Below are 21,905 nucleotides of genomic sequence, written 5' to 3'. Positions count from 1 at the left end.
TATCCTAATAAGAGTGATAGAAAATATCAGCGGTTCTTAATCCGGTCTTTACCCCTCGTTGTTAGAGAATTGGTTCATTCTGGCACATATGGGATAAAAATGGCTCAAAACGGCACAAAATTGCTGATGTTAATCGATGATGAGCCGGCACAATGCCGGTTGATTTCGGCACTGGCTTCGCGGGCTGGCTATCGCACCATCTTTGCACGCGATGCCGAGACCGCCATTGCGACATTGGGCACACAGGACGGTATGATGCTGGATGCCATCATCCTCGATCATTGGGTTCCCGGTTCCGAAGCGACCGAACTGATTGCCGAGCTCAAATCCCAACGCCCTGCCTTGCCGATATTGATGCTAACCGCGGTTGGTTCGATCACCGAAGCTGTCGATGCCGTCCGCGCCGGTGCGACCGATTACCTCATCAAACCAGTTGCGCCCGAACAGATGCTGCAAGCGCTTTCCGCCGCTGTGGAAAGCTCCAAAGAGACAGGCGAGCTACAACCGCTGACCGAAAAGATTTCGGCGCCGCTGGAATTTGAAGAGATTGTCGGCGCAGCCCCGGCCTTTCGCGCTGCGCTTGCTATCGCAGCCAAGGCCGCCCGTGCGCGCGTACCGGTTTTGATTGAAGGTGAAGGCGGCGTTGGCAAGGAAGTCATCGCCGATGCTATTCACGCAGCCAGTCCACGTTCGAAGCTGCCCATGCTGAAGATCAACTGCGGTGCCATTACCGGCAACTTGCTCGATTCCATTCTCTTCGGCCACGAAAAGGGGGCCTTTACCGGTGCCTTTGACCGCAAAATTGGCCTGCTCCAACAGGCCGAGGGCGGCACCATATTCCTCGACGAAGTCGACCGTATTCCTCCTGAAACACAGGTCCGCTTGCTCCGTTTCCTGAAAACATCAGAAATTCAGCCGCTTGGTAGCCCCAACAGCTATCAGATTGATGTCCGGATTATCGCCGCCACCAACCGGCAGTTGGAGCAGGAAGTGCACAAAGAGCGCTTCCGCGAAGATCTTTATTACCGGATGAATGTGGTGCAGCTCACGATTCCGCCGTTGCGTGATCGCACCGGTGACATTCCAGCGCTCGCCCGGCATTTCCTGTCGCGCCTAGCACTGCAACCCGGACTTCGCAGCCTCGGCATTACCGATGAGGCGTTAAACTTGCTGCGCAGCTATCAATGGCCCGGCAATGTCCGTCAGCTGCAAAGCGTATTGTTCCGTGCCGCTGTCATGTGCGACCGCGATGCACTGACCTGCGATGAGTTTCCCCAGATTGCTTCTTTTGTGGCTGAATCCGGTGAAACCCAGCCGCATATGTCCAACAGCCCGGAAGGCATTGGCATCACCTTATATTCCGAAGACGGCAATTTGCGTCCGCTCGAAGAGATAGAAGCAGATGTCATTCGTCTGGCCATCGGCCATTATCGCGGCCGGATGACCGAAGTGGCACGCCGTCTCGGCATTGGTCGGTCAACGCTATATCGCAAGCTGGCCGATCTGGGGATAGACAACGCTGCCTAATCGCACAGCGTAACAAGACTGCATCATCTTCTGAGTTGATGTTTAAGTCTCTACTCCCTAAGTCTAGCGAATATGACACATATACGATCCCCATTCTCGATTGGCGTTGCTCTTTCAGCAGCCCTGCTTCTGTCCTCTTGCGGCAAACAAGAGGCCGTTGGCGACGTTCCTTCCAGCGAAGAACTGGCGAAACAGGCTGATGCTGCCAGTAAAGCCATTCGCGATGAAGAGGCTGCGGCCGGAGCTGCGGCCGGGGCGGAAGATGCTCCCGTTGTTGATAGCGCCGAAATGATCAGCTACGCCAACGCGCTGCGCGGATTTTCCATCATGGTTCCGAAAAACTGGGCCGTCGACGAAGCCGCGAGCGATGACAATGGTCAAGTATTAAACGACGCCGAATCAAAAGCCACACTAACCGCTGGCTGGATAGAGAATCGCGAAGATGCCGACCTGACCGCTGCGGTTAAAACGCTGGAAGATGCCGGAGAAGGCATGACCGGCGACTATGTCAATGAAAACGAATATCGCGCCTCTGGCTTGATCGCAGAAGGCAGCAAGACCGCTCAGCGGATCTTGCGCAAACCAGATGGCACCATGATCAAGGCCGCGATAACTTATCCGGCCGACAGTGCGGAAACAGTGGATCCGCTGGCACAACAGATATTGGACAGTCTGACGCTGCAATAGAATTTCTTATCAGCGCGGCAGCAAAAAAGCCTGATTTAGCGATCCAGTTTTGCGTCGAGAAAACCTGGAACTGGTCCATTCCAACCATCATCATCCGCGTTATCAACGGGCTGTGGCTTGGGCGCCGGCTTAGGTGATTTTACTGATTTTTCGGGACGCTCTTTGGACTGGGCCGGCCGTTCATCAGAATGTTGTTTTTTCGGTTTTTCGCCCTTGGGCTTTTCCGGAGCGGGCTTTTTGCCACCCTGCTTTTTCTCCGGTTTGACCGACTTGCTGTCCCGCACGGGAAGCTTGGTCCCGGTCAGCTTCTCAATGCTGTCGACATGTTCATCATCGCGTTTGGTGACAAATGTGATCGCAACACCCGTAGCACCAGCACGGCCAGTTCGACCGATGCGGTGGATATAATCATCGGGATGCCAAGGAATGTCGTAATTGACGACATGGCTGACGCCCTTGATATCGAGCCCGCGGGCAGCAACATCGGACGCGCACAATATATTGATTTCGCCCGACTTGAAGCGATCCAGTTCCGCAAGGCGCGAACTTTGATCCATATCACCATGAATTTGCCCGGCATCAAAACCATCTTTGCGCATCTGCAGGCACAGGTCGCGCACTTCGGTTTTGCGGTTGCAAAAGATGATCGCGGTGTCGACGCCTTCATTGTCCAATATGCCATATAGCAGCGTGCGCTTGGCTTTTGGCGCGACATTTATGATCGATTGATCAATTGAGGTGTTGGCGGTGGCAGGCCGCGACACTTCTACCGATTTCGGATTGTTGAGAAACTGGTCCGACAATTTCTTGATCGGCGGCGGCATCGTTGCGGAAAAGAGCATCGTCTGCCGCGTCGATGGCAGTTTCGAGCAAATTTGTTCAATGTCGGGAATGAAGCCCATGTCGAGCATGCGGTCGGCTTCATCAATGACGAGCAGCTCACAGCCCGACATCAAAATCCGGCCACGCTCAAACAAATCCATCAATCGGCCTGGGGTCGCGATTAGGACATCAACGCCTTTTTCCAAAGCCTTGATCTGATCGCCCATTGATACACCGCCGATGAGCAGCGCCATGCTGAGATCATGATTTTTGCCATATTTCTCGAAATTTTCGGCGACCTGCGCTGCCAATTCTCTGGTTGGCTCCAGGATCAACGAACGCGGCATCCGGGCCCGCGACCGGCCGTGCGCCAAAATGTCAATCATCGGCAGCACAAAGCTCGCTGTCTTACCAGTGCCGGTTTGGGCGATGCCGATTATGTCCTTCATCATCAGGACGGGCGGAATGGCCTGGGCCTGAATGGGCGTCGGCTCATCATAGCCCGCATCAGCTACGGCTTTTAGCAATTCATCAGAGAGGCCGAGGTCGGCAAATTTCATAGTGTTTCCGGAAAATAACGGTGCATTGTCGCACGATCAACAGGCTTGTAAAAGCCGCGTCGAGGGATGGTGCCAAACGTGTCTTTTGTCAAGTTATCTAGCGTGTTGACCTCGGCAGGCCGGCGCCTCGGCAGCGGCCATCATTCGGGAACCAGCAACCGGAATCGATCAATCTCGCATTTTGATCCGGTACGGGAATGCAATATGTCCCGGTCGGCGCAAATTTTTCCGTCCCGGGATTTTTCCATATAAAATCCGGAGTAGAAGTTACGCGCCTGACATTTTTTCTCAAGCCGGGCCCGAATTTGCTGTCGATCCTTGGTCACGAGGTCAACATAGCGCTCACCAAATCTTTGAACACCGAGGATATTGTTCATGGGCAGGCATTTACCGATTTTCTTTTGGGTAAATTTGGTTGGTCTGGAACGACGCGTGATATCGGCTAAAGCAGAAGACATGGCCGGTCGGCGCCGAGGCACACGGATAATGATGCGTTTTTCGATACGAACCTGAGCGAACCGCTCTGCTACCGGAGCAACAAACATACCATCTATATCGGAGGCACCGCCAGTCATCGGCGGCTCTTCTGCGACGGGTGCGGCCAACAGCAATGATCCGTAGAGCAAAAGACTCACTGAAAACCCCTAGTTATCATCGCCAAGCCTATAACAACGCCGATTGAACATTTGATGAACTATCGTCTCTATTGGTATATTGGTGTTTTCACGTAAAGCATCTATATTCTTAGTCATTCTCGAAAAATATCGGAGCGAATAATGTCGGACACACCCGATTGGCTGCATAGCATGGCAGAAATCGTCGGAAATAGGGGCTTTACCAGCGCAGAAGACGAGATGCAGCCATGGCTGACCGATTGGCGCGGCCGCTATACCGGCAAGGCGCTTGCACTCATTTCGCCAGCATCCACGGCGGAAGTGGCCGGTATTGTCAAAATTGCCGATGCTCATTCGGTTGCCTTAGTGCCCCAGGGTGGAAATAGCGGAATGGTCGGCGGCGCTACGCCGGATAGCGAAGGGCAATCTGTGCTGTTATCGCTGCGCCGGATGAACCAGATTCGAAGCATTTCTGCAGGGGATCAGCTGGCGATCTGTGATGCTGGCGTCATTCTTCAAAATTTTCACGAAGCCCTGGATGACCATGGCCAACGCTTCCCCCTAACATTAGGCGGCAAGGGGTCCGCTACAATCGGCGGCCTGGTATCAACCAATGCCGGTGGCACGCAGGTATTACGGCACGGAACAATGCGGGCGCTGGTGGCCGGGCTAGAAGCGGTTTTGCCGGATGGAACCATTTATGATGGACTGGCTCCGCTCAAAAAAGACAATCGCGGCTATGATCTGAAACAATTGCTAGTGGGCGGGGAAGGGACCTTAGGCATTGTAACGGCGGCAACGCTCAAAACGGTTCCCGCGCTGATCGATCGGTGCGTCGCATGGGCCGGTGTGTCTTCCCCCCAGGCCGCGTATAAGCTGTTCCAGTTCCTCAATGCGCGCGATAGCCAGTCGTTGGAAGGATTTGAGATCATCCCGAAGTCCTGTCTGAATGCGGTGCTCAAGCATATTCCCGATACCCGCGCGCCGCTCGAGCAAAGCGCGTCTTGGAATGTACTTATCGAAACTGTCCGTGATCGGCCCGATGCGACCGACCCGCGCGAATCCGTCGAAACCCTGTTGGCTGAAGCGATGGGTAAGGATCTGATTAGCGATGCCGCAATCGCCGCCAACGAAAGCCAGGCCGAAGCCTTTTGGAAGATCCGCGATTCTATTTCAGAGGCCGAGCGAGCCGGTGGCCCTGCTCTGCAACATGATATTAGCGTGCCTGTCGCTCAGATGGCTGATTTTATTACCGATGCCGGCAAAGAAATCGAAGCCAGTTTTCCCGGCACTGCGGTGGCCGCCTTTGGCCATATGGGTGATGGAAACGTCCATTTTCATGTCAAAGCCCCGCCCGGACTCGAGGGGTCTCCAAAGGCGGGTGAGTGGATGTCCCAATGCTCTCAAACCATATCACCAATGGTTCATGATCTGGTTATCGCCTCCAATGGCTCCATTTCGGCAGAGCATGGCATTGGCCAATCCAAACGGGATGAACTTGGACGCCTGTCAGGGGATGCACGATTATTGGCACTGCGCGCCATAAAGACTGCCATCGATCCCAAGAATATTATGAATCCGGGTAAGCTAGTTCCTCTTGCGTCGAGCACGTCAGCCTCTTAAAGCCACTGCAACAAATTATATATTCAAATCTATTTTCGGAGAATTCATATGGCCAGCGCGCCTCAAGCCCAAGCTCTTCCTATGTTCTACAAGGATCTTGTTCCGCTCAATTCTCAGGAGCATGCCAAATGGAGAGTCAAAGGTCTCGACAATGCATCGTTCATGCAGGAACAGCACGCGATTCCTATCACGGTTGACGAATTTTCCAACGCAGCCCGTAACTATCCGATTGTCTTCTCGGTTGGCGACAATAGCGTTCCATTGATTCTTATGGGTCTGAATGAAGGCGTGAACACTTTCATGGGCGAAGATGGCAGATTCAATCAACCTGCCTATGTGCCAGCCTATGTTCGCCGCTACCCCTTCATGCTCGCCAAATTGAGACCTGACGCCGATGAATTGTCGCTCTGTTTTGACCCAACAACGGGCGCTATTGGTGAGTATAAGGATGGTGATCCATTATTTGATAAGGATCAACCTTCGGAAAAAACCAAAAGCATCTTGGAATTTTGCGAACAATTTGAACAAGCAGGCCAACGCACGGGTCAGTTTATAGAGGAACTTAAGAAATTGGACCTGTTGATGGAAGGCGAAGTCGCTATCCAGCAGACAGGAGTTGAAAAACCTTTTGTCTATCGCGGCTTTCAGATGGTCAATGAAGAAAAGCTGCGCGAAATGCGCGGCGACGAACTGCGCAAAATCAATCAAAACGGTATGCTACCGTTGATTTATGCGCATCTCTTCTCGCTACAAATCATGCGGGAAGTATTTGCCAAGCAGGTTGAAGCTGGCAAAGTACCTCAGGTTACCGAGGCCCCTAGCGTATAGACAACATGATCAAATGACGGGAACGTGATATTCGCGCGGATCAAGGCTTAACAAAACGGCAATTTGGTCTCGCGGAGTATCGCAATTCTCATCATCACCAATATAGATTGGTCAAATCCTCTAAGGATCAGCAACGATCCTTAGGTTTGCCGCGCTCGTCATCGTTCGGTTATCCGCATATTTGCACCAACCAGATGCAATATTTGCTCAAGATCGGATCAATAAATTCACAATTGGGCCTTGCAACTCGTTACGCAAGCGACCACATTATGAGTCGTACCGGTCCACATCCCCCGATTGGATCCGTACGGGCATTCTTAGAATGCCACCTCCCTGAACCTTGGCCACCTCGCCGAAACGGCGGGGTGGTTTTTTTTGATACAGTCAGATTCAGGCTTATTCAGCAGCAAGAAGAAATTGGTTATTGATCTGATCAATCAACTGCCTAGCCAAATTCACAACATGGTCCGCCATGACAGATATCTGGTCACTCGGTTCACGTAAATCCTCGTTGAGGTAGCAGCTGCGATCCACTTCCAGCTGCAAAGCATGAATATTCTTTTCAACCTTGCTGTGCCGCTCCAATATATATCCGCCCGCATAGGGGTGGTTTAATCGCGTTTTCACACCGGATTGCTGAAGGAACGACAGGCTAAGCTCAGAGTAGCGAGATCCTGCACTGCGACCGAAGCGATCGCCTATGACGATATCGACGCCATCCGGCTCTTGATCCAACGGCGGCATACTGTGCAAATCCAACAGGATTGCACCACCAAATTTCAGACGCATATATTCCAGAATCTCGGCAATGTTGCGGTGATAGGGTTCATGATCGGAGGTCAGTCGGCTACTAATATCGTCCCATTGCCATTTCTTCCGCCACAAATTGCCAATGCCATGCAAACGGCTCGGAACAACGCCCAATCCACCGCGCACCTTTCGGCTGGGCATCGGCAAATCCGACGAGGACAGTCCGATAACCATATCCGTATCAATTTCAGTCCGGTTGCGGTTCAGGTCCACCCATGCCCTTGGCTGGTGTGCAATAATGGCCGGAAAACCTGCGGTAATAGCTGAACTAGCAAGACGATCCGCGTAACGATCTTCCAACCTTAGCAAATGCGTGGCGGGCACAGCTAAATTCTCTTTGATTTCTGGAGGATAAACGCGCCCGGCATGTGGAACACTGATCAAAAGCGGAAATTGCAGATCATCAGCATTATGCAACAAAAATGGCCTATCACTGGGCTCGGTTGGCATTAAATTATCGACTGGCTGGTTAGTCATTCTATCCCGTTCGTTACACCTCTCGATATCGCATAAAAGGACTAAGCAGAACCAATATATTAAGAGATTTGCGCCTATGGTTAAGTTTAGGCATAAACGCCGAAATTTTAAGACGATAAGGATTGGCCGAACAGATGATCAGAATTCTCCTTGCCGAAGATGAACAGGCAATGCGCGAACATCTTACCCGCGCATTGAAAAAGTCCAACTATGACGTTGTCGCGGTTGATCGCGGGACAGCAGCGCTTCCTTATTTAGAGGCGGAAAAATTTGACTTGCTGCTGACCGATATTGTCATGCCTGAAATGGATGGAATTGAATTGGCACAGCACTGCGCCAAAGTATCTCCCGAAACCCAGGTGATGTTCATTACCGGATTTTCAGGTGTGACCCTGCGCGCCGGTGAGTCCGTTCCGAAGGCTAAAATTCTATCCAAGCCCTTCCATCTGAAGGACCTGGTTCTTGAAGTGCAGCGACTATTTGAACCCGATAGTATCGGCGAATTGAATTAAGTCTTGCACCCTGTCTAGGGGCTGGCTAGACGGCCTGCAGCGTGGGCGTATAGCTCAGTGGTAGAGCACTTCGTTGACATCGAAGGGGTCGGGAGTTCAACTCTCTCTACGCCCACCATTTTTCGGGATTTTTTGACTAAGCAGCAAGTGCAATATGTGCAGCCAGGTCCCGACTTGGGGAACGGCCATGCCATGCCGTATAGGCGCGAGTAAAAGCGCTCAGTTCACTATAGCCGAGTTTCGTGGCAATTTCAGACAGCGACCGGGTTCCTTCAAGAAAATAGAGCTGGCAGGCATCTCTGCGCACCCGCTCCAATATTTGACGGAATGATGCACCCTCAGCCACCAATTTCCGGCGCAACGTCCGCTCCGCCATGCCAAAAGTTTCGGCAGCAGCGTCCAAACTAAGTCCAGACTTATCCAACAAGTGGAACAGATACTCATAGCTGAGATTCGCTAAGGGAATTGCCTGTTCTGCATCAACTCGAGATCCGCTCGAGCACCCTTCGGCGGCCTGTAACACAATTCTATTACGAAGCGGATTTGGAAGAAGTACCAAATCACGATGGAATTCCAGATAGGTTTGAGATTGATTGAAGTAACATGGCATTTTTGCCAAGTGGCTCTCAGTCCGAAACACTTCATCGCAGCATTTTGGTTCGCGCGTTCTGAAATGGGTTGCTTTAATGGGGATTGGGCCGCCGTTGGTGATCCGGTTACCGATGTGGGACAACATGGAAAAAATAATCCGAGTCAGATCTTGAGCGTCGTCAGAAGCTGAATCGCACAACAAACGACAGGACGATGCGGTTCTCTCCCATCTCAACATGGATCTATTCGTACCAAAATCCAGTGCGGCCGCCGCCGCTTGCATCACATCCTCGACCGTTTCACCAAATATAGCAGGATAACCGATATCCGAAAATCCGGTCGGGATCATTTCCTCGCCAATTTCAGAGTAAATATTGCTGCGGCCAAGCTCATGAACAGTGGCTTTATACAGCGCGCTTATCGAATCGCTATCAAAGCGGGCTTCGGGATCACGCAACTTTGAATCCGCTATATCTAGGACGGACAAAAGAACTGGCTTTCGCGCGCCGAGGTCATGGCAACCGCGAAAAACCTGGAATAAAAATTGTGACGAAACGCTTATGTCGTCTAAATTAATCTGCCCCATGACAACAGCTAGGAGCAGAGTGTTGAAAAGCTCAACGCACTTTCGACCAAGGTGTAATATCAGCGACGAATGGGACAGTTACGCTGCATGGAAGAAATGCAGACGCTGATGGGATCAGTAGCGGATCACGCTCGCGCCCCAGGTAAATCCGCCGCCCATGGCCTCTAAAACCAGTAGATCACCCTCTTGCACGCGGCCATCCCGCACCGCAGTATCGAGCGCTAAGGGCACAGAGGCAGCAGATGTATTGGCATGCTGATCAACCGTCTTAATCACTTTTTCAGGCGCTAGCTTAAGCTTCTTAGCTGTAGCATCGAGTATCCGTGCATTTGCTTGATGCGGTACGACCCAGTCGATATTTTCCATATCCTCGCCGGCTGCATCCAACGCCTCTTGCAGCACAGAAGAGAGATTGACGACTGCATGACGAAAAACTTCACGACCCTTCATACGCAGCTTACCCACTGTCCCCGTCGTTCCAGCACCGCCATCTACATAGAGCAATTGGTTATGCTCGCCGTCAGCATGCAAGCGCGTTGACAAAACACCTTTATCTGTTTCCTCGCCAGAGAGGATGATCGCTCCCGCGCCATCGCCAAATAAGACGCATGTCGCGCGATCTTCCCAATCGAGAATACGGCTGAATGTCTCTGCACCAATTACTATGGCATTTTGCGCACTTCCTGCACGAATCATACTTTCCGCAACCGAGAGCGCATAGAGGAAGCCCGAACATACCGCCGCCACATCAAAAGCGACGCAACCATTGCAACCCAATTGGTCTTGTACAATAGTCGCAGTGGCTGGAAATGTTTGATCTGGAGTGGCCGTTGCCAGAACAATAAGATCAATATCCTGCGCGGCCAAACCCGACTCGGCAAGCGCTTTACGCGCAGCTTCGGTAGCCAAACTGGAGGTTGTTTCGTCATCCTCTGCGATATGGCGGAATTTTATCCCAGTGCGCTCAACAATCCATTCGTCAGTTGTATCGACTTTTTGAGCAAGATCCGCGTTGGAAACTCTCGTCCGCGGGAGGGAAGAACCGGTCCCTTTAATGACCGCACGGCGGGCGGTCGTCACGCTCATTTCGCTGCTGCTTCCAGAGGTGTAACACTGCTGATCTTTTCCAAATCTTCGCTGATGCGTTCCAAGATGCTATCCTCTACCAAACGTGCTGCTACTTCGACGGCATTAGCTACGCCTTTTTCGTCTGCACTGCCATGGCTTTTCACAACCACGCCGTTCAAACCCAGAAATACCGCACCATTATGGTTGTTCGGATCCAGATGCTCCTTGAGTAACTCCGTTGCTGGCCGAGAAATGAGAAATCCGATTTTGGACCGCAAAGAACTCAAAAAGCTGCGCTTCAATAGATCGGTGACAAACCGCGCTGTCCCTTCGAGCGCCTTCAAAGCTATATTTCCGGAGAACCCATCCGTGACAATAACATCAACCTCGCCAGTTGATATTTTATCGGCCTCCGTAAACCCCTGGAAATCCATAGCCAATTTGTCGGAGCTCTTCAAAGCATCGGCTGCGACTTGAAGCGCTCCAGTGCCCTTGCCATCTTCAGTGCCGATATTCAGCAATTTTACCGTAGGCTTTTCAAAATCATGCATGATTCGGCTATAGGCAGCGCCCATCACCGAAAATTGCACCAGATTACGGCTGTTACACTCGGCATTAGCACCAAGGTCCAGCATAACGACATCGCTGTCTTTCATCGTCGGCAGCAAAGCAGCCAGCGCAGGGCGATCAATGCCCGGCATAGTGCGCAGCGCTAGTTTTGAAATAGCCATTAATGCACCGGTATTGCCGGCGCTCACCGCCGCGCTCACCTCGCCGGATTTTACTGCACCAACCGCCATACCCATTGATGTCTTTTTCGAACCGCGCAGCGCTTGGCTCGGTTTGGCGTCTCCAGCGACGATATCTTCGGCATGCAATATTTCGGAGGCAGCACTCAGGTTCGGGTGATTTTTCAGCGCTTCTTTGATTTGGGTTTCATCACCAACAAACAGGAACTGAAAGCCTTCGTGCCGGTGCCGCGCAAGAGCCGCGCCTGCGACCATTACGCGCGCGCCAACGTCGCCGCCCATCGCGTCAATTGCGATTCGCGGCCTCATCCCCACCGGTTATTCCCCTTGATTAGCTGTGTGATAGTCGTGAAGTTAGTCGATTAAGGTCAAAAAGACTATAGATCGACAGCCATGACTTCACGGCCATTATAGTGGCCGCAAGAACCACACATATGGTGTGGGCGCTTCAGTTCGCCGCAATTCGGGCATTCCTGATAAGCTTCGACTTTCAAAGCATCGTGGGAACGGCGCATTCCGCGCTTGGACGGCGTAGTTTTTCGTTTAGGGACAGCCATTGCTCAGCCTGTTCTTTAAATTTCAAATTTCATATATCTGTACATTAAGCCAAATGCGCATTTTGAGCAAGCCAGCCTCTATATTTATAGAGAATCACTAGGCTCTTACGATCAGCATATTGCACGCGAAGGAGCGCGTATAACGATTTTCCTGTGCGTTGCAAGCATTGTGCATCTATAGGTACTGGATATTCATCATAGCATTTGGGGGAACCATGATTTTACCGATTACACTTACCATTGCCGGTGCCGCTGCACTGGTCAATATCTGGCTCATGATCCGTGTCGGGCAAGTGCGCACATCCGAAAAAGTAAGCGTCGGCGACGGCGGCAATGAAAAAGTCATCCGCCGCATGCGAGCACATGCTAACTATGGCGAAAGCCTTCCCATCGTTTTGATCCTGATTGCGGCGATAGAACTCGCAAGCGGCTCACCCACATGGCTTTGGGTTGTTGGCGGCGTCTATATGCTGGGCCGGATAGCTCATGGTATAGGTATGGACGGCGGCACGCTAGGTAAGGGCCGGATGGTAGGAACGATCCTGACCCTGCTCATCACGTTAGGCTTAGGCGCTTATGCCATTTCGATCCCTTACTTCAGCACAACTGATGCGAGCACTGCCCCGGTAACAGTCCAGGCGCGTTGACGGCTGGTATCTCATAAGAGGAGAATCGAGCATTGATGATGGAGCTTTTGGAGACGATCTTACTCGAACACTAAGCGCCAGAATTGCATGCGTTTTTAATCCACAACATCCTGACTGGAATCGGAACCAGCTAGGGGATCACATGGGTGCCATGTCTGTGCCAGCCAAATCGCCCCCACTCGGCGGTGTATCAAGAAACCATGTATCAAATGATTCGGCACTGACCGGGTATTTGTTCAAGGCTTCAAACAGGGCTGGATGCGGCGTAACCGTAAAATCAGCCACGTCTAGTGCGATTTTATAGACACCATGGACCAAGATCGCTTCAACTGGCGTACCATTTTGCTCGAAAGCCCGATGCTACTTCAATTCGTATAGCTGGTTCGAGCGCAGAAAATTCCGCCGATCCTTGAATTGATCAGTCGCTCAACAGCCCACCGCCAGAATAAAATAGTCACAGCGCCAATGTCCACTGCTGATGCGACAGCGGAAATCAATTCTATCACAACGACCGGTTAATTAACCGCTATGAAGCTGACACAGCGATCACATTGTCATCGCCATTCCGGTCGATATATTTATTGTACGGATCAATGCCCACAAATTCCGGCTTCTTGGATGACAATATCTTAATCACCTGTTTCCCGGATTTGATCGGTTTGCGCTCCATCGAGATCACGTCCTCCTTACCAAATGCCCCTAAACCAGGGCGCGCCGTGAACAGCCCCACTTCAATCTCATCAGATAGCTTGGCTTTGGTTTCTTTGCCTTGGCCATCGGCGTAAAATTTCTCGGCAGAGATGGTCAGTGTCGTTTCATATTGGCCATTGTCCAGCTTACGCATATTCGCTTCATCGACTTTCATGTCGTAGATGGTAATCTTTTCAAGCAGGTCACTGATCAATTGCCGTTCCGCGTCATTGCGAGCGAGCGACTTAAAGCCATCAACCAAATCATACGAGTTGGCATAAGGCTGGCTCTTGAAACGATAGCGATCCAACAAACCGGCCAGCATCACGTTGACGCGGTCTTCGCCTAACCGGTCCTGCAGCAAGTACATGACCACTGCACCTTTGCGATAGTGGATATAGCCTTGGTTCTCGACCCGGTTTAGAGGCAATTCTTCAATCGCCTCACTGCCACGTGCACTCAGATAACGGTCCAGCTCATATTTCAGGAACCGGCGGATTTTGTCCTCGCCATATATTTGTTTCATGACCATTAGCGCCGAATATTGCGCCATAGTTTCAACCAACATGGTGCCGCCCTGCTGATCCGCGCTGATCAGTTGATGGGCCCAATATTGATGGCCAAATTCATGCGCCGTCACATAGGTTACATAGTCTATTTCATCGGGATCGCTATTGTCGGCGATAAACCCGATCCGCTCAGAAAACGGGATGGTGCCGGCAAAGGCCTGAGCAAAGGTTTGATAGCCGGGAAACTCGATAATCCGAGCATAATCAAACTGATATGGTCCGAAATTTTCCTTGAAATAGGCCAAGGAAGTTTCGGTCGCATCGAGCATTGTATCGACATTATAATCATGTGTAGGGTGATAATAGACCGCCATATCCACGCCATCTGCCGACCGCTTCTTCACCGCATATTCGGCGGATTGGATGGAGAAAAAAGACAGGATGGGGTTTTCGGAAACAAAGCGTGCAATGCGCCGGTCGCCTTTGACCTCATCCGACACCTTGCTGCCGGGGGCAATCGGCGTCTGGTCCTTGCTCGTGCTGACCGTGATGTCCGCCATCACCCAGTCGGCATTGCCGACATAATTTTTCTCACGCGCCGACTCATCCTCCAGCTTTGGCAGGCGCAGTTCGGATGGTAGATCATATTCACGCCGGGTTTGTCGCTCGGTCAACAAGCCGTTGCGGTCCATCCCCAATTGCGGTGCAAATTCGCTATTGTTTAAAAATGTACCATTTTTAACCAGACGTGTGTCATTGCCGCTAGCCTTGAAACCGCGCTGCGACCGTGAGGACTTGAAGCTGATTGTCCGCTGCTCGTCGATCGCCATGGGTGTCTCCAAGCGATAGATCCGATATTTCAACGCCTCGTCATTCATCTCCAGCGTTGCATTCGCAATTTCAACTGCTTCAATCTTTATATCAGGGTCCGGAAAGCGGACATGCAGAACCTCAACCGGAGCCCCGGTATCGTTGATTATGCCGATCGACCCTGCTGCCTTCATGATCCGCTGTTCGGGATAGATATCCACGTTCAGTTTGAAATCGGTGAAAGACGGCTGCTTCAGTGATTCATATTTGAGATATTTCTTCTCATAGTCCGCTAGCTGCTTTTCCTGATCATCCTGCGTGACATATTGGTTCATCACGTTCGTGTTCTGAAAGACATAAGCACCGCTGGCCGCTGCGGTGACCGCAGCGCCCGCGATTATCAATCCCGCAACGCTTTTCATACGGCGTGGCAATTGACGCAAACGTGGCATCAGGCTGGTCTCAGTGCCACGGCGCCATAGCAGATGGGCCAGAACAGCCAAAATGACGGCGAAAGCCCCCCAGTAGAGGCGCAACCACCAGCCTACCGAACCATTAACCTCATTCCCATTGAGGTCCGAGAATAAAGGCGTCGGGGCCGCATCGCCATAGAGATAGAGTGGATGCTCGAAACCCATATTCGCCATGGTTATCGTGGCCACCAGATATATGACCATGATACCCCAGCCGACATATTTATTGGGGCTCAGCGCCTGAACAAATACGGCCAGTACAGCAAGGATGATCATGTCCACGCCCCATGGCAGCAGATACCAAAGGAAATATTGATCCAAAGCGATATCATTGAAACCACGCAACAGCTGGATCAGAACGGCCGCAACCACGGAGATAAACACGGTTGCGAAAAGCACGAGCGAAACCGCAATGGTCTTGGGCACCATATAGGCCCAGTTTGGCAAAGGCGTGGAATCGATAATCTCATGCATTTTCCGGTCACGGTCGCGCCAAACCAATTCTCCCGCATAGTAGATCGCGATGATGACGGGGATGATCCCGAATGAACCCATTAGGGTGAGCAGCAGAGTGAACGTCAGCGGCCGAGCGGGCGTGCCATAAATCTCGTTACCGAAAGCAAGTGCACCGCTGGCGTTGAACAATCCGATGAGCACGAGCACGATGAAGGCCGGGCTTTTGAAAACCTGGGTCATTTCAAAACTGGTTCGCGACACCAGGCGGCTCCAGGCCGTTCCGTTTTCGCTGGTGACTGGCAAACTATCGACCGTCTGCGGAGCAACGGATGCCAGCTTGGCTGCTTTCTTCGCTTGTCGCCGTGCCTTGCGGGCCGAAACACCGCGATCGGCAAAACTGAACCAGCGATAGGCGAGCGCCAGAGCACCGAGTGCAGCGCCAATCCAGATCAACCGGTTCCAGACAATCGCACCTTCAATGGCTGGCAGCAAATTATTGGATTCAGATGCCGTCCAATAGCGGATAACATTGTTGAGGGTCGCAAAGCCAAAGGGGTCAGCATAGCCGGTAAATTCACGCAGCTCGGGCATATTGTCCGTGCTGATATTGAACACAATGTAGAGCACCAGCAGCACGACGACGCCCAAATAACTGTACATCATCGATCGCGTGAGTGTCGCTACAGCAAAGAAAATGCAGGACGTAAGGAATATACCTGGCAGCGCCATTAGAAAATACGCGTAGGCATAATATTGCAGTCGGTTTGGCCCCAATGTTTCCTGATCAAGCCAAGGCATGAGCGAGCCTAGCCAGATGGCAAATGGCACGGTTAGAAACGCAATGCCCGCCGCCATGAAAGCACCGGTGAAACGGCCAAACAGATAGTCAAATTTCTTTACCCGCGTTGACCGGACCATCGGTCCGAAGCCGCTTTCATCATCCCGAACAATCACATTGGCAACAAAGGCCGTCGTCACGAACATGAAGAACAACGTCAGGATCAAGTGAATTTGCACAATGGCAACCGGGCTATTGGCATTCACATTACCACCGCTACCAATCGAAATACCGTCAACGGTCATCGCACCGAAAGTAAGCAGGAAAAATAATATCGAGACAACCCAGAAAACCGGATTTCTAAACTGATAGCGAAGCTCGAAAGCAGCAATCTTAGCGAACATATCGGTTTCTCCGCTTAAGCTGCTTGGGAAGAATCTGTGGCACCCCGGCGGGTCGCGGCGAGGGTCGAGAAATATACGTCCTCCAACCCTCCTTCGACGGCAGCAAATCCGTCCCCTGGATTGTCCGTCGCCAATATATGGATGATCGTGGAGCCAGCGAATAAGCGGGTGGAAATAACTTCATATTTCGCCCGATATTCTTCCAGTTCCTCGCGCTTTATGGTCTTCGACCAGATTGTCCCTTTAGTCTTGCCGATAAGATCCAGCGGTGCACCTTCTAACTGAATGCGACCATTGGCAATAACTGCCATTTTGGGACACAAGTCAGCGACATCTTCAACAATATGGGTCGATAGGATGATGACGACATTCTCGCCGATTTCCGCGAGCAGATTGAGAAACCGATTGCGTTCTTCAGGATCAAGGCCTGCTGTGGGTTCATCGACGATGATCAGCTCCGGATTGCCGATCAACGCCTGTGCTATCCCAAAACGCTGACGCATACCGCCAGAAAAACCGGCTATGGCTTTCTTCCGAACATCCCACAAATTTGTTTGGTTAAGCAAAGTTTCGACCGTTGCCTTGCGGTCCGCTTTTGATGCAATGCCTTTTAACACCGTCATATGTTCCAGCATGTCATAGGCCGAAACGCGAGGGTAGACGCCAAAATCCTGCGGCAAATAGCCCAGCCGCTCACGCAGGCTTTCTGGGTTTTTCAAAATATCAATATCGCCAAATTGAATGCTGCCATGCGTGGGGGTTTGCAGCGTCGCAACAGTCCGCATCAGGGTCGATTTGCCAGCTCCATTTGGCCCCAGCAGTCCAAACATTCCTTTGGGTATAGACAGCGTAACATTATCAAGCGCCTTTGTTCCATTGGGGTAAATATGGGTAACTTCACGCAAATCTAACATCGCTGTCCTCCAAAAATCTATCCTGGTGATATATGCATGTAATACACCAATGGCAAGAGGTTGAAATAAAGATTATATTCAGACGTAATTTTTGGGTTGAGCTTGGCCTCAAGCAGATTGGAAAATTCCGGATAGCCCGCATGGTTTCTGCGCCGGCATAGCTTTCGGTTGGAACCCGGACATCGCCGAGAAAGTCATGCTCAATACGATATTCTCGATCTTGTTCGCCGGCGGCAGATGAAGAGGACATATTGACTTTTCGACCCTTTTATTATGGGATTTGACCAGCTGGTGCGCCATGGCAGGTTCAACATCATTGGCGACAAACAACGACGCAGGATCACTTATCCCGAAAAATTGCTGGGGGACAGCTGTCATGGAGCAACGGCCTGCATCAGCTGTGCACATAAGATTGCACCATAGGTGCCGAGCGCATAGCCCAGCACGGCAAGCAGGACCCCAACCGGGGCAAGTGCGGGGTGAAAGGCCGCCGCAACCACGGGTGCTGACGCCGCGCCGCCGACATTCGCCTTGCTACCCACCGCAACAAAGAAAAATGGCGCCCGGATTATTTTTGCGACAACGATCAACAAGATACTGTGGAACAACATCCAGATGAAACCGACGAGGATGAGCATCGGTGCCTCGGCCATTTTAAAAATATCCATCTTTGTGCCAATGATAGCGACCAGCAAAAAGATTAGCACCGTACCGAATTTGGAAGCACCGGCTCCTTCAAGATCGCGCGCTTTGGTGAAGCTGAGCCCCACGCCCAAAGTTGTAGCAATCACAACAATCCAGAAAAACTTACCTGCCAGAAAACTGGCGGCAAAAGCGGGCATAGCGCTAAAAATATCCGACATGAAACTGCCCAAGAGGTGGGAAAATCCGACACCGCCAAAGGCGACCGCCAGCAGCAACATGATTTCTGGCGTAGTAGAGGTTCGTTCGACGGACAAAGTGAAATTGGCCATCTTGTCACGCAAATTATCAATCGCACTGGAATCTGCCTTTAGCCAGCGGTCCACTTTTTCGACATTACCGGCACCATAGAGCAGAAACACCATCCAGATATTGGCGATCACGATATCGACCGCGACCATCGCGCCATAACGCTCTGGATTATAGCCATAGACTTCCAGCATCGCTGTCTGATTAGCACCGCCGCCGATCCAGCTCCCGGCCAGAGTTGCCAGACCGCGCCATACAGCATCCGCCCCTTCGCCGCCGACAGTTTCTGGACTAAACGAGCCCACAATCAAAATAGCGATGGGACCACCAATGACGATCCCGATCGTGGCGGTGAAGAACATGATGAGTGCTTTGGATCCAAGGCCCATAATGGCTTTCAGATCGATGCTTAATGTCATCAATATCAATGCGGCTGGCAGGAAATAATCCTTGGCCACCTGCCACAAACCATCATCAGCAGACGCAACAATACCGAAGCTGCGAAGTAAGGAAGGGATGAGATAACAGAGCAATACAATGGGAATGAAAACGAAAAACCGATCCCAGAAACCGCCCCGGTTTTTCAGGAAAAACAGGACACCCAATATGGCGCATAAGACACCGAAACTCGCGACATTATCTAGCGGCAATGTCATTGGACGACCTCTTCACTAACTTTCTGTTCTTCTGGAATTTCTGGTTCCTCTTCCTCTTCGACTTCGTCCTCTTCGTCATCCACCTCCGGTTCTATCGGCGGCAGTACGGATTGATAGGCTTCATTAAGGACATGCTTGGCATACCAGGCAAGTTCTTTATTGATTTTGAACAGCTGATTAAACGGTTTGCGATAGCCATGCGGTTCGCCCCTCGCGACATAGAGGCTTGTCGGCGCACCGGCCGCCCGGACACCCCGGTACATCATGATCTGCTGCGTAGGCGGAACCCGCACATCATCACCGCCATTGAAGAACAGGGTCGGCGTGTTAACTCTCCACGCATCTTTCAGCGGTGATTGGGTAATATAGCTATCCAGCGGTGCATTTTCCTGCCACGGCGCGCCACCAAACCACGGTGTGCGATTATGTCGCACGCTACAAACCTAAGTTGACCGATGCTCATGGAGCCCCCTTCGCTTTTCTGTTCTAAAGACCATCTATGTGATGCATTTAAACAATCCCTGCCACCAATTCATAATTCGAATGGTGTCATGCGATTTCTGCAAGATCACATTATGCTAGATATCCCTTAACTCCCTTTGCAGCGAAAAATCCGCAATCACATTCTCGAAAAACCGAATATTTTAGATCATGATGTCGCGAGGTAGCGATCATGCGTTCTTCTCCGATCAGGCATATTGCTGAATCAGTTTAGCTTTGGATAGTTGGTTGGAGTCCGCTTTCGGGATGTAGCAGCCATAACGCTAGTGTCCGCTATGGGCGCAAAAGGGGATGTTAGGAATTTCCTGCATGACACGTCCGCTAAGGATACTACGTGATGCATCATGGATTCTTTTCCGTTTTCGAAAGCAGGCACAAAATTGCAGGCTAATGGGTGAGAGTGAGACAAGTCGGGCGGATTACAAAAGCTACGATCATTGTAACGTTCTTGGAGTTTCGATCGAACAGTGCTTTATACAACTTCAATTTGAGGGTGGAGTAATGACGGAGTGGCAGTGAACAGTCCCAATGTTGCTACTAAGAAGGTCGACGGCCTCGGCTATTGGCGCTTCATCGTGGTTTTTGCTGTATTGCTGACCGCTGCGGAATTGCTGCTCTATGCCGCGGGGCAGATGCAGCAACCACTTTGGTTGTCTTTGCAGAATATCGAAGCCCCGCCGATGGTTGCGAACACAATTGTAGCCGTCGCGAACGGCCTTTTCACTTTTTTGGCGGTAGCTGCGCTTTTTGTAATCATTGAATGGCGGCAATTGCGTTTTTCGGATTTTGGCGAAAGATATCGAGATGGATTGATCTACAGTATGACGGCGCTGGGCATTTCCATAACGGTTCAAGCGGCAGAATTCAGCCTGCTGCGATCATGGGGTGTGGAGCCTTTATTTGCAGCAGATGACTTGGGTCCCGTGCTCGTGCTTTTCCCTCTTATTTATCTCTTGTTGTTGGGGTTGATGGAATATTGGTTGCATCGTGCGCTTCACCATTATGATGTCTTGTGGCGCTTCCATGCCATCCATCATCAAATTGAAGATTTAAACGCAGCCCGCAGCTATTCGCATTTCGGACAAGACATTCTATATATCTTACTAATCACCACGCCGCTGATTCTTTTAATCGACGCGCCGCAGCAGCATATCATGCTGGTGACGACATTCTATATCATTTCCAATTACTACATGCATTCCGATGCACCGGCACTTTCATTCCCTGCGCCATTTCGCCATGTCGTTGCCGACAATGTCTATCACCACCAACATCATACTTGTGACGTGCGCCATATCGGCAAAAATTACGCATCCTTTTTTTCGTTTTTTGACCGAATATTTGGCACACAATATATGCCTGCAAGCGAAGAATTTCCAGAAACGGGCATCGACGGATATCCACCGATCAGGTCGTTGCGTGATTATATGTCGCGGCCCTTTGGGCCGAAAGCATAGGAATACGGGATGAGCTGGCTGGTTAAAATTTCAATCCTGTTGCTGCTTTGCGGAACGGCCGCAGCCACGGGCTATGTGCTTTTAACCAACAATAGTTCAGGCGATAGTTCCAGCCTTGCCGGAGTGCATAATCTGATCGAACGGCAATTTGCAAAGGTCAATCATATGGACGGTGATCGCCTTTCAAACCTGAGCCGCGAGGAGATTGTCCTGATCGATGTACGAGAGATTTCAGAATTTTCCGTTAGTCACTTGAAGGGCGCGTTTCAGGTCGATCCAGAGATGCCGAGCCACGCCTTTGTCGAGAAATATTCTGATATTTCCAAAGGGAAGACAGTGATATTCTATTGCTCGGTCGGGCAACGATCTTCCAGTTTTGCTGACCGGGTCCAGAGTGCATTATTATCTTCAGGTGCCAAAGCGGCCTATAATCTGGAGGGCGGTATTTTCGCATGGCACAATGAACGCCGCCCACTTTTTGACAATAGCGCGAAGCCAACCCGTTATGTGCATCCCTATGATCCGATTTGGGGACGCATGGTCAAACATCAGGAACACACCAAATATCAGTGATCGCCGCCTCCATGCAGCGATTCAGAACATAATCACATGAATAGTAATTACACTTGCAGCCAAAGCGGACGTTGG

The 21,905-nt window shown here is 51.2% G+C and carries 20 protein-coding genes and 1 tRNA gene; 9 read left to right on the top strand and 12 right to left on the bottom strand.

Annotation, left to right across the window (positions count from 1 at the left end):
* Positions 1-99 precede the first annotated feature (99 nt).
* Both ABJM21_RS00460 and ABJM21_RS00455 read left to right on the top strand, forming a co-directional pair.
* Positions 100-1,527 carry a sigma-54 dependent transcriptional regulator gene (locus ABJM21_RS00460; protein ID WP_348301784.1) on the top strand — a complete coding sequence of 476 codons (1,428 nt, stop codon included), beginning with the start codon at positions 100-102 and terminating at the stop codon, positions 1,525-1,527.
* 72 nt (positions 1,528-1,599) lie between these two features.
* The gene (locus tag ABJM21_RS00455) at positions 1,600-2,214 is read left to right on the top strand and encodes a hypothetical protein (protein ID WP_348301783.1); all 615 of its coding nucleotides are present in this window, start codon (positions 1,600-1,602) and stop codon (positions 2,212-2,214) included.
* 35 nt (positions 2,215-2,249) lie between these two features.
* Here the strand turns inward: ABJM21_RS00455 and ABJM21_RS00450 are convergent, their stop codons facing one another.
* Both ABJM21_RS00450 and ABJM21_RS00445 read right to left on the bottom strand, forming a co-directional pair.
* Complete coding sequence (locus tag ABJM21_RS00450) at positions 2,250-3,596, bottom strand: DEAD/DEAH box helicase (protein WP_348301782.1); 1,347 nt, start codon at positions 3,594-3,596, stop codon at positions 2,250-2,252.
* Between the two features lie 140 nt (positions 3,597-3,736).
* Positions 3,737-4,231, bottom strand: a complete 495-nt coding sequence (locus ABJM21_RS00445) for a hypothetical protein (protein WP_348301781.1) — start codon at positions 4,229-4,231, stop codon at positions 3,737-3,739.
* A 141-nt stretch (positions 4,232-4,372) separates the two neighbouring features.
* On the opposite strand from ABJM21_RS00445, the gene ABJM21_RS00440 reads away from it, so the two are divergent.
* On the top strand, positions 4,373-5,833 hold the full coding sequence (locus ABJM21_RS00440) for an FAD-binding oxidoreductase (protein WP_348301780.1): 1,461 nt from the start codon (positions 4,373-4,375) through the stop codon (positions 5,831-5,833).
* Between the two features lie 48 nt (positions 5,834-5,881).
* Positions 5,882-6,661 (top strand): SapC family protein, encoded by a 780-nt coding sequence (locus tag ABJM21_RS00435; protein ID WP_348301779.1) that lies wholly within the window; start codon positions 5,882-5,884, stop codon positions 6,659-6,661.
* A 396-nt stretch (positions 6,662-7,057) separates the two neighbouring features.
* Here the strand turns inward: ABJM21_RS00435 and ABJM21_RS00430 are convergent, their stop codons facing one another.
* Positions 7,058-7,948, bottom strand: coding sequence for an N-formylglutamate amidohydrolase (locus tag ABJM21_RS00430; protein ID WP_348301778.1), 891 nt, complete (start codon positions 7,946-7,948; stop codon positions 7,058-7,060).
* A 134-nt stretch (positions 7,949-8,082) separates the two neighbouring features.
* Between ABJM21_RS00430 and ABJM21_RS00425 the strand changes: the two genes are divergently transcribed.
* Positions 8,083-8,460: a response regulator gene (locus ABJM21_RS00425; protein ID WP_348301777.1), complete on the top strand. Its 378-nt coding sequence runs from the start codon at positions 8,083-8,085 to the stop codon at positions 8,458-8,460.
* A 43-nt stretch (positions 8,461-8,503) separates the two neighbouring features.
* Positions 8,504-8,578, top strand: a tRNA-Val gene (locus ABJM21_RS00420).
* Between the two features lie 18 nt (positions 8,579-8,596).
* On the opposite strand, the gene ABJM21_RS00415 is transcribed toward ABJM21_RS00420, so the two are convergent.
* The 4 genes from ABJM21_RS00415 to rpmF form a co-directional block, all read right to left on the bottom strand.
* Entirely contained in the window at positions 8,597-9,637 is a 1,041-nt protein-coding gene (locus ABJM21_RS00415; RefSeq protein WP_348301776.1) for a helix-turn-helix transcriptional regulator, read from the bottom strand.
* Between the two features lie 114 nt (positions 9,638-9,751).
* Complete coding sequence (locus ABJM21_RS00410; protein WP_348301775.1) at positions 9,752-10,723, bottom strand: beta-ketoacyl-ACP synthase III; 972 nt, start codon at positions 10,721-10,723, stop codon at positions 9,752-9,754.
* Entirely contained in the window at positions 10,720-11,763 is a 1,044-nt protein-coding gene (plsX, locus tag ABJM21_RS00405) for a phosphate acyltransferase PlsX (RefSeq protein ID WP_348301774.1), read from the bottom strand. Before plsX ends, ABJM21_RS00410 begins: the two co-directional genes overlap by 4 nt.
* Positions 11,764-11,831: 68 nt before the next feature.
* Positions 11,832-12,011 carry a 50S ribosomal protein L32 gene (gene rpmF / locus ABJM21_RS00400; RefSeq protein ID WP_229954500.1) on the bottom strand — a complete coding sequence of 60 codons (180 nt, stop codon included), beginning with the start codon at positions 12,009-12,011 and terminating at the stop codon, positions 11,832-11,834.
* A 215-nt stretch (positions 12,012-12,226) separates the two neighbouring features.
* Here rpmF and ABJM21_RS00395 point away from each other — a divergent pair, with 215 nt between their 5' ends.
* The gene (locus tag ABJM21_RS00395; RefSeq protein WP_348301773.1) at positions 12,227-12,658 is read left to right on the top strand and encodes an MAPEG family protein; all 432 of its coding nucleotides are present in this window, start codon (positions 12,227-12,229) and stop codon (positions 12,656-12,658) included.
* Positions 12,659-13,184: 526 nt separating this feature from the next.
* Here ABJM21_RS00395 and ABJM21_RS00390 read toward each other — a convergent pair.
* From ABJM21_RS00390 to ABJM21_RS00370, 5 genes are all read right to left on the bottom strand, one after another.
* A complete protein-coding gene (locus ABJM21_RS00390; RefSeq protein WP_348301772.1) occupies positions 13,185-16,778 on the bottom strand; it encodes a M1 family aminopeptidase in 3,594 nt (1,197 codons plus the stop codon).
* Positions 16,779-16,792: 14 nt separating this feature from the next.
* Positions 16,793-17,692, bottom strand: coding sequence for an ABC transporter ATP-binding protein (locus ABJM21_RS00385; protein ID WP_348301771.1), 900 nt, complete (start codon positions 17,690-17,692; stop codon positions 16,793-16,795).
* Between the two features lie 108 nt (positions 17,693-17,800).
* The gene (locus ABJM21_RS00380; RefSeq protein WP_348377217.1) at positions 17,801-18,070 is read right to left on the bottom strand and encodes a hypothetical protein; all 270 of its coding nucleotides are present in this window, start codon (positions 18,068-18,070) and stop codon (positions 17,801-17,803) included.
* Positions 18,067-19,299 (bottom strand): DUF819 family protein, encoded by a 1,233-nt coding sequence (locus ABJM21_RS00375; RefSeq protein WP_348301770.1) that lies wholly within the window; start codon positions 19,297-19,299, stop codon positions 18,067-18,069. Before ABJM21_RS00375 ends, ABJM21_RS00380 begins: the two co-directional genes overlap by 4 nt.
* Positions 19,296-19,733, bottom strand: coding sequence for a prolyl oligopeptidase family serine peptidase (locus ABJM21_RS00370; protein ID WP_348301769.1), 438 nt, complete (start codon positions 19,731-19,733; stop codon positions 19,296-19,298). The genes ABJM21_RS00375 and ABJM21_RS00370 overlap by 4 nt, the downstream gene beginning before the upstream one ends.
* Before the next feature lie 582 nt (positions 19,734-20,315).
* On the opposite strand from ABJM21_RS00370, the gene ABJM21_RS00365 reads away from it, so the two are divergent.
* Positions 20,316-21,257: a sterol desaturase family protein gene (locus tag ABJM21_RS00365; protein ID WP_348301768.1), complete on the top strand. Its 942-nt coding sequence runs from the start codon at positions 20,316-20,318 to the stop codon at positions 21,255-21,257.
* 9 nt (positions 21,258-21,266) lie between these two features.
* On the top strand, positions 21,267-21,830 hold the full coding sequence (locus ABJM21_RS00360) for a rhodanese-like domain-containing protein (protein WP_348301767.1): 564 nt from the start codon (positions 21,267-21,269) through the stop codon (positions 21,828-21,830).
* Positions 21,831-21,905 lie beyond the last annotated feature (75 nt).

It is taken from the genome of Parasphingorhabdus sp. (genome assembly GCF_039977335.1).
Taxonomy (GTDB): Bacteria; Pseudomonadota; Alphaproteobacteria; order Sphingomonadales; family Sphingomonadaceae; genus Parasphingorhabdus.
Note: the sequence above shows the minus strand (reverse complement) of the source record. Positions and strands in the feature narration are given on the sequence as shown.

What these genes read in the sequence shown, in the direction of transcription:
- ABJM21_RS00460 (WP_348301784.1), top strand. Translation starts at nt 100, where the DNA reads ATGGCTCAAAACGGCACAAAATTGCTGATGTTAATCGATGATGAGCCG.
- ABJM21_RS00455 (WP_348301783.1), top strand. Translation starts at nt 1,600, where the DNA reads ATGACACATATACGATCCCCATTCTCGATTGGCGTTGCTCTTTCAGCA.
- ABJM21_RS00450 (WP_348301782.1), bottom strand. Translation starts at nt 3,596, where the DNA reads ATGAAATTTGCCGACCTCGGCCTCTCTGATGAATTGCTAAAAGCCGTA.
- ABJM21_RS00440 (WP_348301780.1), top strand. Translation starts at nt 4,373, where the DNA reads ATGTCGGACACACCCGATTGGCTGCATAGCATGGCAGAAATCGTCGGA.
- ABJM21_RS00435 (WP_348301779.1), top strand. Translation starts at nt 5,882, where the DNA reads ATGGCCAGCGCGCCTCAAGCCCAAGCTCTTCCTATGTTCTACAAGGAT.
- ABJM21_RS00430 (WP_348301778.1), bottom strand. Translation starts at nt 7,948, where the DNA reads ATGACTAACCAGCCAGTCGATAATTTAATGCCAACCGAGCCCAGTGAT.
- ABJM21_RS00425 (WP_348301777.1), top strand. Translation starts at nt 8,083, where the DNA reads ATGATCAGAATTCTCCTTGCCGAAGATGAACAGGCAATGCGCGAACAT.
- ABJM21_RS00415 (WP_348301776.1), bottom strand. Translation starts at nt 9,637, where the DNA reads ATGGGGCAGATTAATTTAGACGACATAAGCGTTTCGTCACAATTTTTA.
- ABJM21_RS00410 (WP_348301775.1), bottom strand. Translation starts at nt 10,723, where the DNA reads ATGAGCGTGACGACCGCCCGCCGTGCGGTCATTAAAGGGACCGGTTCT.
- plsX (WP_348301774.1), bottom strand. Translation starts at nt 11,763, where the DNA reads ATGAGGCCGCGAATCGCAATTGACGCGATGGGCGGCGACGTTGGCGCG.
- rpmF (WP_229954500.1), bottom strand. Translation starts at nt 12,011, where the DNA reads ATGGCTGTCCCTAAACGAAAAACTACGCCGTCCAAGCGCGGAATGCGC.
- ABJM21_RS00395 (WP_348301773.1), top strand. Translation starts at nt 12,227, where the DNA reads ATGATTTTACCGATTACACTTACCATTGCCGGTGCCGCTGCACTGGTC.
- ABJM21_RS00390 (WP_348301772.1), bottom strand. Translation starts at nt 16,778, where the DNA reads ATGTTCGCTAAGATTGCTGCTTTCGAGCTTCGCTATCAGTTTAGAAAT.
- ABJM21_RS00385 (WP_348301771.1), bottom strand. Translation starts at nt 17,692, where the DNA reads ATGTTAGATTTGCGTGAAGTTACCCATATTTACCCCAATGGAACAAAG.
- ABJM21_RS00380 (WP_348377217.1), bottom strand. Translation starts at nt 18,070, where the DNA reads ATGACAGCTGTCCCCCAGCAATTTTTCGGGATAAGTGATCCTGCGTCG.
- ABJM21_RS00375 (WP_348301770.1), bottom strand. Translation starts at nt 19,299, where the DNA reads ATGACATTGCCGCTAGATAATGTCGCGAGTTTCGGTGTCTTATGCGCC.
- ABJM21_RS00360 (WP_348301767.1), top strand. Translation starts at nt 21,267, where the DNA reads ATGAGCTGGCTGGTTAAAATTTCAATCCTGTTGCTGCTTTGCGGAACG.